Raw genomic sequence first — 9,045 nt, 5'->3', positions numbered from 1 at the left:
GGCAAGGTCGCCGCGGCCAACGCGTTCCTGTTCGAGCTGCACGGCGGCTCCCTCAAGCCCCTCCAGCTCGAGGGCGACAACGCCATCCTCACCGGCACCACCGTCCACATCTCCGAAGACGCCGCCGGCCTGCTGAACAAGACCTTCGGCACCGACGCCGTCAAGCGCGGCCTCCTCGTCGGCACCGCCACCATCACCGCCCAGATCAAGTAACACCTGCCGCAACACCGCAATCGGCCCGGACCACGCAGCAGCGTGGCCCGGGCCGACTTGCGTCGGTTGCGGTGGACGTGAGGAATGACGAACTGGAGGCGCGGTGCCAGACCGCACCGCGCCTCCAGTCCGTCTCGTCGGTGCTTCCACAGCCCCACCGCGTGCGGTGGCGACCGCTGCTATGGTCGTTGCAGGCCACGGGAGGGGTGACCGATGGGGGATCTGCAGGTCGACGAGACGACGCTCGATGCGCTGACGAACGCCTTGACGCCGGTACCGCAGGCGGTCCGGCTCGACCGGGCCTTCAGCGATCCGCGAGAGGACGCACTCGGGTCGGCCGAGGTCGCAGACGCGCTGGGGACGGCGGGCACCGCCATCACCGACCGTGCCGAAGTGCTCGCGCAGTCCCTCAGCGCCATCGGGCAGTACCCGCGCGAGGTGGCAACCAAGATCTCCGCGGTCGAGGACGACCTCGCGGGCCGGTCTGGTGGTCGCTGATGTCCTGGACGACCACCGACCCCGGAGCTGGCGACACCGCCGCCGTCGCGGCGCTGGCGACTGCGCGACGCACCAAGGCTGATGACCTGCAGGACGTCGAACGGACCCTGCGTGACATCGCGAGCGACGGCCAGAGCGCCGACTGGAAGGGACGCGCGAAGGAACCGTTCCTGTCGAACATCGGCGATTTCGGCGCGGACACGATGATGCTCCGGGCTGCGCTCGTCGAGCAGGCGTCCGCTCTGGAGCGGTACGCGATGGACCTCGAGGCAGTGCAGCAGGAGCAACAGCGGCTCGAGATCGCCCGGGCTTCGGCCGCAGCGGCTCTCGCGTCCGCCCAGACTGCGTCCGAGACGGCTCGCGACGAAGCACGCTCGGCTGCGAAGGACGCCACCACGACCCCCGAGGCGGGCGCTGCCTTGCAGACCACCGCGAACAGGGCCGACGACCAGCTTTCCCACGCAGTCGCGACGACCCGGTCACTCGACATGGAGTGGGACGCGCTCGTCGAGCAGCGTCGTGCGGCCGACCAGCGGTGCATCGACGCGCTCTCGGCCCGCCGGGCGAACGGACTTCCCCAGAAGCTGAGCGGGTCCGACATCGCGAGTGCGACCCCGTTGACGCTGCTCGCCCTGCTCCAGGGCATGAGCGCCGACGAGGCTGCAGCGTTCCTGAAGGCCCACCCCGAAGTCGTCGAGACCATCCAGCAGGCCGACCCCGGCGCGGTGCGCGCGTGGTGGCAGTCGCTCGGGAGCGGCGACGACGGAACCCTGTCCCCCGAGCAGCAGGCACTCATCGCAGCAGTGCCGTCGGTGCTCGGCGGACTGAACGGCCTCCCGCCCGCGGCGCGCGTCGCGGCGAACAAGAATCTCGCGGGGAACCGCCTCTCAGCCGTGCAGTCTCGGCTCCAGGCGCTCCGACTGGCTCTGGCCTGGTCCGAGGCGCTCTCCGGTCGGACCGACAAGTCGACCAAGGACGAGATCGACCGGCTGGCGCTCGAGGAGAAGTACCTGCTCCGGGTCACGGCCGAGCCGCCGAAGACCCAGCTGTACCTGTACGACCCGGACGACCATCGGATCATCGAGATGATCGGCACGCCGTCGCCGGACACGAAGCACGTGATCACGTACGTGCCGGGGACCTTCAGCAATGTCGAGTCCTTCTACAACGGCAGCGTGCAACAGGTGCCCGAATACCTCCAGGGGTACTCCCCCGAGGACACGGTCGTCTTCGTCGCGAAGGACGGCGTCTTCCCTGGCGAGGAGACAGCCGGCGCCGCTGGGGTCGCGGAAGCCAACGACCCCGACTTCGCTCTCGCTCCCGCAGAACGACTGCGGCAGTTGTCGGCCGGGCTCGACGTGGACCCCGACCTGACGGACGCGCAGACGACGGCGATCGGGCACAGCTGGGGCCTGGCGAACATCACGACCTCGGAGACCCTCGGTGCACAGTACGACCAGGTCGCGTCGCTTTCCGGAGCCGGTATGCCGGAGACGTGGCAGCCCAACCGACAGACCACCTACACGGACTACTCCTACGTCGACATCTTGCAGGTCGGGCAAGCGACGGGCGGGGTGTGGGACGGGAACAATCCTCGCCGGAACCCGGCGTTCGGCCACGGCGAGTACTACGGGCCGCCGCCCGAGGACGTGAACCCGTACGATTTCGGGTACCTCATGGACCAGCACAACAAGGTTGCTCGGATCGAAGGAAACCAGGACGTCCTCGACGACCTCGTGGAGGATCTCTTTCCGTGACCAGACACCCGGCCATCTCATCCGCAATCGGGGCGATCATCGCCCTCGCACTGACCGCATGCACCGGAGGGCAACCCATGACGGCAACACCGACGACCTCATCGGGTTCCGATCAAGCGGAGACCCGCGCTGCGGCCGAGGAGCGCACGGGTGCCGTGCAACGAAAGATCGCCGACACGTTCGACGCCGAGAAGATTTCGTCTGAGATGACTCGGAAGTGGGTGCTGCTCGCATGTTCTGACTCAGAGGTGCAGTCTGCCGGCGGCATCACCCTGCGGCTGACGAAGTCAGAAGCAGTGGATCCCGCGTACGGCAAGATCCGGTCGGAGTTCTCAACGGACCCCTCGTTCACTGCCGAGACAGACCGGACCGGCAATGGCCTCAAGCGGCTCGCGCTCAGCCGCGGCACCGGCGAGCGATACCTGGTCACTGTCGACAACGAGTCGCTGACCGTCCGGATCGCCTCGTTCTCGCCCTGCTATCGGGGTTCCTTGTCCGACCGTTGAGCACACCGATGGGCTGGAGGACCGTGCCGCCCTCGACCGGCTCGCCGAGGAGATCTTCGAGTGACCACCCGTTCCGCCTGGTTCGTCGCGGGCCTCATGACGACGTTCGCACTGTCCATCACTGCCTGCGCTGGCGGACCATCGATGAAGGAACAACACGAGCCGGGCGCAACCGCCTCGGTGTCCCGGACAACTGCCGAACGTCGCACGACGGAGATCCAGGACCGGGTGATCGGTGCGATCCCGGACGACGCGGTCGCCAGCAGCCGCACGATCGACTGGACGCTGTTGGCCTGCTCGGACACCGCTGTCTCGGCAGCGGGCGGCGCCGCAATCACGCTGGCGCGCCCAGTGGACGTCGATGAGACCTACGAAGCGATGACCGCCGCTGTGCGGGACGACGGGTACACGGCCGCCACTGACACGACCGACAAGGGCGCGAAGCGATTGACGCTCACCGGGACGAACGACGACCAGCACCTCATCACGATCTACAACGACACCAGGAAGGTTCGGTTGTCGTCGTTCTCGCAGTGTTTCCCGGGTTCGTTGAACGACGAGTGAGTGAACGACCGCCTCGTTTCGGGCTGAGCGACACCTTGCGTGGTTCACTGGGCGTGGGCTGTCGTTCGGCGCGAGATCACGGCCCGAGCTCGTGGTTCGCCGGGCCGGCGGCCCCTGCCGAGACTCGGTTCCGCGGACACCCTGCGGATGCCGGGTCACGCAACGTGTCCGGCAGGGCGAGACTCGGTCGGCCGCGGCCGCGGCCGCGGCCACGGCCACGTCCGCAGCAACGAGCAACGCCCCGACCGGACCGGTCGGGGCGTTGCTCGTGGTGGTGCCGATCAGCGGATGATCGAGATGTTGTCCGCCTGCGGGCCCTTCTTGCCGGGCCCGATCTCGTACTGCACGTGGTCGTCCTGGGCGAGCGGCCGGGAGCCGGTCGCTGCGACGATGCTGGAGAAGTGCGCGAACAGGTCCTGGGACCCGTCGTCGGGGTGGATGAAGCCGAACCCCTTGCTGTGGTCGAACCACTTGACGGTGCCCGTGGGCATGGCGGTCAACACGGCGTCAGTGGATGCGCAGCTGCGCGACCATGGGGCACGCGAAGGGGTCGCGGGCGGCGAGGCCGACGCGGTTGAGGTACCGGACGACGATGCCGTACGAACGCAGCAACGTGGTCTCGGTGTACGGCACGTCGAGGGTGTCGCAGTGGTCACGGACGAGCAGGCGGGCCTGCTTCAGCGCCGGACGCGGCATCGACGGGAACAGGTGGTGCTCGACCTGGTAGTTCAGGCCGCCCATCAGGAACGACACCCACCAGCCGCCACGGATGTTGCGCGAGGTGCGCACCTGGCGGGAGAAGAAGTCGACCTTCGCGTCGTGGGCGATGGTCGGCATGCCCTTGTGGTTCGGGGCGAACGAGGCACCCATCATCACGCCGAACACGGCCAGCTGCACCCCGAGGAACGCACACGCCATCCCGAACGGCAGGAACCAGAACACCACCGTCAGGTAGATCGCGAAACGGGCAACGAGCAGGGCGCCTTCGATGAGGCGGTGCTTCTTGTCGGCCTTGGTGCCGTTGCCGGTGACGATCGACATCACGGCGTAGCGGTGCAGGTTCAGGCCCTCGAGCGTGAGGAGGGGGAAGAAGAGCCACCCCTGGAAGCGCATGAAGGTCTTCATCGCGCCACCCTTGACGGCGGCGGCGTCCTCCGGCAGGAACCGGATGCCGTCGGGGGCGATGTCCGGGTCCTTGCCGACGGTGTTCGGGTTGCCGTGGTGACGGGTGTGCTTGTTCATCCACCACGAGTAGCTCAGGCCCACGAGGAACGTGCCGAGCCAGCGGCCCGCGCGGTCGTTCCACTTCTGGGACTCGAACACCTGACGGTGCGCGGCTTCGTGCGACAGGAACGCGAACTGCGTGAACAGCACGCCCAGCGCACCGGCCACGATCAGCTGGAACCACGAGTCACCCAGGAACGCGAACGCGACCCAGGTGAGGGCGAGGCTGCCGACGAGTGCGCCGAACAGTGCCCAGTAGAAACCGGTACGACGGCGCAGGAGGCCGTTCTCCTTCACCTGCGCCAGGAGCGCGGAGTAGGTCGAGGTGCCCTTGCGGGCCCCCGTAGCGGGACGAGTGCGGGTGTAACCCGGAGCGAGCGGAGTGGTGGTCATGTGGACCGCCTTCCGGTACGGATCGGTCCTTCAACCGGTTCGAGGGAGTTCACGCGATTGCGCTTGCGGCGACCCTAGGGGCCGAACTTGCGTGTTCACCGTGGTGTCCAGAACACGTTGCGCAGTGCACGAACTCAACCCGCGTGGCGCTCCGGACCGTCCGCGCACCGACCGGACGATGCACGCAACGTCTGCCCCGGGTACTCCCCGAACCGACGGAAGTACGTGCCCGAGAACCGCCCCAGGTGCCGGAAGCCCCAGGCCATCGCGGCCTCGCTCACACTCGTCTCGTGCCGGCTGCTGGACTCCAGTGCCGCGCGCACCCGATCGAGCCGCATCCGCAGTAGGAACGTCATCGGCGACACACCGTGCTCCCGCATGAAGGCCGTCTGCAGGGTCCGCGGGCTCACGCCCACGGCGTCGCAGATGTCGGCCAGGCACAACGTCCGCTCGCAGTGTCCTTCGAGGTAGGCCTCGGCGAGCTCGACCGTCGACGGCGTCACCGCACGGCGGAGGACCGCGGGCGTCCGCACGCCGAAGGCTCCGAGTACGGCCTCGACCAGCGCGACCTGCGCACCGGTCCGGGCACCGGACGTGAACCCGTCGCGCGTCGCGGTGACGGCCACCTGCTCGACGCACCGGCGCAGGTGTTCGAGGGCAGCGACGGCGGGCTCGGCACCCCGCGTCGGCAGTTCGGACGCTGCTCCCAGCGACGAGCGCACCTGGTCGAGGAGCGACCGGTCGATGCTCACGAGCTGCAGCGTGCCCTTCGGGGCGCGCACCGAGAACTCCCCGGACGTCGGCATCAGGACGGGCGTGCCCGGGCGGGTCTCGAGGACGACGCCGTCCTCGACGGCGATGCGGACACCTCCAGTGCTCGACCACCCGACGACGATGCGGTCGATGGGCTCGAAGACCCCGGAGAAGCCGGAGGTCGCCGACGCGGTGACGAGGCTCACGCAACCGTCCCGTCGGGTCCGGTAGCGGAAGCGGAACGGCAGCCGGAAGGCGTCGTCCTCGACGTCGAAGCGCACGTCACGGCCGTGCCCGGCCTGGGCGAGCACGCGTGCGGCGAAGGCCCGGTCGGTACCGGATCGTTCGGTGCGGCGTCGCTGCGCGTCGATCCTCGCGGTGACGGTCCGGGCGGCGTCGGTCCCGTGGACCGCGGTCAGCACGGTGCCTCGTCGAAGCGCTGTCCGCAGCGGTGTTCGAACCAGGCGCGGGCGTCCTGCAGGCTCGCTCGCCGGTCGTGCTCGTGCAGCGCCGCCATGAGCGTGCAGTCGAACCCGTCCACCGTGCGCTCGATGAAGCCGAGGAGCATGTCGGGATCCCCCCACGCAGCTGCGGCGTCGACCACCCGCCAGCACCCGGCGTCGACCGGCTGGACGCGGATGTCCGTCGGGTCCGTCGCGGCGAGCGCACGGATCCGGTCGGTGTGGACGACCTGCTGCCAGACGGCGGCCTCGGTCATCACGGTCGTGGACCCCTGGCGGTGTCCCATCGCGCCCTCCCTGTCGGTTCGATGTGGCGCATCGCTTCGACCGCGATGCACGAGACACTTTCAGTATCGACAGGACGATTCCGGTCATGTCAGGGGTTGACTTCGTACCGCGCAAGGTGGATCATCCGTCGCCTCGATCGGTGCCCTGGGAGCGCGCCATCGGCGGGTCCCGTACGGTCGGCGCATGAGCGACGGGAGCACCGCGACCCAGGACGGCCCGCCCCGACTCTCGCGCGCGGTCCGGGATGCGATGCGGTTCGTCCACGAGCAGGCTGCGACCCACATCACCGTCGCCGACGTCGCCGCGGCCGTGCAGCTGTCGCCGCGGAGCCTGCAGAAGCGGTTCCAGGCCGAGATCGGGCAGTCCCCGGGAGCCTTCCTGCGCGCCGTGCGCCTCGAGGGGGTCCGTCGCGACCTGCAGGCAGCGTCCGGCGCGACGGACCGGAGGACCATCGCCGAGATCGCCGAGCGATGGCAGTTCAGCAACGCGGGCCGGATGGCTGCGGCGTTCCGTGCGGCGTACGGCATCGCGCCGTCGGCGGCGGTGCGGTCCTTCGTGCCCGAGGACGACGAGGACGGTGCACCGAGCCTGTCGGACCGGAACCAGCGGCGGTTCCGCCTGGTGCTCGACTGCGAGGTCGACATCGACGACACGAAGGCGGTGCTCGCCGGTGCGCTGCAGCGAGCGGGGGCCGGTCCGTGGCGGGACTACCGGCCGGACGGCGGCAGCGAGGACCTGATGGCGTTCCTGCTCGGCAACGCGGTGCGGACGGCGGTGCGGGAGACCCCGGGCGTGAACCTCGTCGCCCTCGACGCGATGCTCCGGGTGCAGGACGAGCAGGGGTCCTACCCTCCTGCAGAGCTCCCGGCCTGGCGCGCCGGCCCACCGCCGAACACGCCTGCGCCGTCCGGATCGTCCGACACCGCCCAGCGCGTAGGATCGAGAGACGGCAGGGAAGGCGCCCATGGATGACGCATTCGAGCGTGCACTCCGTGCGCTCCGGTCGGCGGACGTCGCCGACCACGAACTCAGTCGGCCGTTCGCGCTCGCACTGCCGATGGGCGGCGTCTCGATCTCGACGTTCGGCGAACTGTGCCCGAGCGAGACCGTGTCCGCGACCGACGAGGTCGCCACCCGGGTCGACGAGATCCAGTTCGACCTGTCCGAAGGACCCTGCTGGACCGCGCTGGCGAACGACGCCCCCGTCCTGGAGACCGACGTCGTCCGTCGACCGAACGCCGCGTGGCCAGCCTTCAACGAAGCCGTCCGGAGCGAACCCGTCGGTGCGGTCTTCGCGTTCCCGGTCGCGTTCGGGCCGTTCCCGCTCGGCGCCGTCGACGTGTACGTGCCGCAGCCCGCCACGATCGAGGACGACACCGTGCGGCAGGCCATGACCCTCGCCTCAGCCGTCAGCCGACGGGTCCTGCGCCGGGCGCTCCGCTCCATCGCGGACGAGGACGACGCCCTGCTCGACCGCAGCCCGTCGTCGCGGCGCGTGGTGCACCAGGCCACCGGGGTCGTGCTCGCGCAGCTCGACATCAGCCCCGAGGACGCCTACCTGCTGTTGCAGGGCCACGCCTTCGCCCGTCGGACGACGATGCGGCGGGTCGCGGAGGAGATCCTCGACGGCACGGTCCGGTTCGAGAAGCGAGGCGACCTGATCGAGGAGGTCCAGTGACGACGGCAGGCAGAGAAGCCCGGATCCTCGAGACGTTCACGTCGCTCGCCGACACCCTGGTGGACGCCTACGACGTCGTGGAACTCCTGCAGACCCTGGTCGAGACGTGCGCCGACGTGCTCGGCATCGACGCCGCGGGCATCCTGCTGGCGAACGACGACCAGGAGCTCGAGGTCGTGGCCTCGACATCGGAGGCGACGCGGCTCGTCGAGGTGCTGCAGCTCGATGCCGAGGCCGGCCCCTGCATGACCTCGTTCGCGACCGGACGGGTCGTGACGTGCCCGGACATCGAGGCCGCCCCGGCGGAGTGGGCGATGTTCCGCACGGGTGCGCTCGCGCTCGGGTTCCGGTCGGTACACGCCGTCCCGCTCCGGCTGGGGAGCAACGTCATCGGGACGCTCAACCTGTTCGGTGTCAGCGTCGGTTCCCTGGCGGAGTCGGACCTTCGGGTCGCCCGGGCCCTGGCCGACGTGGCGACGATCGGCATCCTGCACGAACGGTCCCTGCGCGAGCACGAGGTCGTCCGCGCGCAGCTGCAGCGGACCATCGGGTCGCGCGAGGTCATCGAGCAGGCCAAGGGCGTCGTGTCGTACCTGCGCGGCGTCTCGATCGAGGACGCCTTCGCGGTGATCCGTGGGTACGCGCTCGAGCACCACGAGCCGCTCTCCGAGGTCGCCCGCGCGATCGTGCAGCGCCGACTCGTCCCGTAA

General features: G+C 69.5%; 11 protein-coding genes and 1 pseudogene. 8 read left to right on the top strand and 4 right to left on the bottom strand.

The features are described from left to right. The 5 genes and pseudogenes from DEJ01_RS18070 to DEJ01_RS05290 form a co-directional block, all read left to right on the top strand. Positions 1-213 (top strand): annotated as a pseudogene (locus tag DEJ01_RS18070) (hypothetical protein); the annotation flags it as partial. A 213-nt stretch (positions 214-426) separates the two neighbouring features. Next, positions 427-711 carry a hypothetical protein gene (locus DEJ01_RS05305; protein WP_111092398.1) on the top strand — a complete coding sequence of 95 codons (285 nt, stop codon included), beginning with the start codon at positions 427-429 and terminating at the stop codon, positions 709-711. Then, positions 711-2,468: a hypothetical protein gene (locus DEJ01_RS05300; protein WP_111092397.1), complete on the top strand. Its 1,758-nt coding sequence runs from the start codon at positions 711-713 to the stop codon at positions 2,466-2,468. The genes DEJ01_RS05305 and DEJ01_RS05300 overlap by 1 nt, the downstream gene beginning before the upstream one ends. Beyond that, positions 2,465-2,974: a hypothetical protein gene (locus DEJ01_RS05295; RefSeq protein WP_111092396.1), complete on the top strand. Its 510-nt coding sequence runs from the start codon at positions 2,465-2,467 to the stop codon at positions 2,972-2,974. The genes DEJ01_RS05300 and DEJ01_RS05295 overlap by 4 nt, the downstream gene beginning before the upstream one ends. A gap of 96 nt (positions 2,975-3,070) precedes the next feature. Continuing rightward, positions 3,071-3,538 (top strand): hypothetical protein, encoded by a 468-nt coding sequence (locus DEJ01_RS05290; protein WP_146247561.1) that lies wholly within the window; start codon positions 3,071-3,073, stop codon positions 3,536-3,538. 281 nt (positions 3,539-3,819) lie between these two features. Here the strand turns inward: DEJ01_RS05290 and DEJ01_RS05285 are convergent, their stop codons facing one another. The 4 genes from DEJ01_RS05285 to DEJ01_RS05270 all read right to left on the bottom strand — a co-directional run bounded on the left by DEJ01_RS05285 (position 3,820) and on the right by DEJ01_RS05270 (position 6,656). Then, positions 3,820-4,029 (bottom strand): cold-shock protein, encoded by a 210-nt coding sequence (locus DEJ01_RS05285; RefSeq protein WP_071405807.1) that lies wholly within the window; start codon positions 4,027-4,029, stop codon positions 3,820-3,822. A gap of 16 nt (positions 4,030-4,045) precedes the next feature. Continuing rightward, positions 4,046-5,155, bottom strand: a complete 1,110-nt coding sequence (locus tag DEJ01_RS05280) for an acyl-CoA desaturase (RefSeq protein WP_110864824.1) — start codon at positions 5,153-5,155, stop codon at positions 4,046-4,048. A gap of 134 nt (positions 5,156-5,289) precedes the next feature. Beyond that, entirely contained in the window at positions 5,290-6,330 is a 1,041-nt protein-coding gene (locus DEJ01_RS05275) for an AraC family transcriptional regulator (protein WP_071405798.1), read from the bottom strand. After that, on the bottom strand, positions 6,324-6,656 hold the full coding sequence (locus DEJ01_RS05270) for a hypothetical protein (protein ID WP_071405799.1): 333 nt from the start codon (positions 6,654-6,656) through the stop codon (positions 6,324-6,326). Before DEJ01_RS05270 ends, DEJ01_RS05275 begins: the two co-directional genes overlap by 7 nt. A gap of 184 nt (positions 6,657-6,840) precedes the next feature. Between DEJ01_RS05270 and DEJ01_RS05265 the strand changes: the two genes are divergently transcribed. The 3 genes from DEJ01_RS05265 to DEJ01_RS05255 are packed head-to-tail and all read left to right on the top strand — an operon-like array spanning position 6,841 to position 9,045. Beyond that, positions 6,841-7,629, top strand: a complete 789-nt coding sequence (locus DEJ01_RS05265; protein WP_111092394.1) for a helix-turn-helix transcriptional regulator — start codon at positions 6,841-6,843, stop codon at positions 7,627-7,629. Continuing rightward, complete coding sequence (locus DEJ01_RS05260; RefSeq protein ID WP_111092393.1) at positions 7,622-8,335, top strand: GAF and ANTAR domain-containing protein; 714 nt, start codon at positions 7,622-7,624, stop codon at positions 8,333-8,335. The genes DEJ01_RS05265 and DEJ01_RS05260 overlap by 8 nt, the downstream gene beginning before the upstream one ends. Next, entirely contained in the window at positions 8,332-9,045 is a 714-nt protein-coding gene (locus DEJ01_RS05255) for a GAF and ANTAR domain-containing protein (protein WP_111092392.1), read from the top strand. The genes DEJ01_RS05260 and DEJ01_RS05255 overlap by 4 nt, the downstream gene beginning before the upstream one ends.

The organism is Curtobacterium sp. MCLR17_040 (genome assembly GCF_003234735.1).
Lineage (GTDB): Bacteria > Actinomycetota > Actinomycetes > Actinomycetales > Microbacteriaceae > Curtobacterium > Curtobacterium flaccumfaciens.
Note: the sequence above shows the minus strand (reverse complement) of the source record. Positions and strands in the feature narration are given on the sequence as shown.

Excerpts from the sequence above, each read along its gene's own strand:
- DEJ01_RS05305 (WP_111092398.1), top strand. The coding sequence starts at position 427 with ATGGGGGATCTGCAGGTCGACGAGACGACGCTCGATGCGCTGACGAAC.
- DEJ01_RS05300 (WP_111092397.1), top strand. The coding sequence starts at position 711 with ATGTCCTGGACGACCACCGACCCCGGAGCTGGCGACACCGCCGCCGTC.
- DEJ01_RS05290 (WP_146247561.1), top strand. The coding sequence starts at position 3,071 with ATGACGACGTTCGCACTGTCCATCACTGCCTGCGCTGGCGGACCATCG.
- DEJ01_RS05285 (WP_071405807.1), bottom strand. The coding sequence starts at position 4,029 with ATGCCCACGGGCACCGTCAAGTGGTTCGACCACAGCAAGGGGTTCGGC.
- DEJ01_RS05280 (WP_110864824.1), bottom strand. The coding sequence starts at position 5,155 with ATGACCACCACTCCGCTCGCTCCGGGTTACACCCGCACTCGTCCCGCT.
- DEJ01_RS05270 (WP_071405799.1), bottom strand. The coding sequence starts at position 6,656 with ATGGGACACCGCCAGGGGTCCACGACCGTGATGACCGAGGCCGCCGTC.
- DEJ01_RS05265 (WP_111092394.1), top strand. The coding sequence starts at position 6,841 with ATGAGCGACGGGAGCACCGCGACCCAGGACGGCCCGCCCCGACTCTCG.
- DEJ01_RS05260 (WP_111092393.1), top strand. The coding sequence starts at position 7,622 with ATGGATGACGCATTCGAGCGTGCACTCCGTGCGCTCCGGTCGGCGGAC.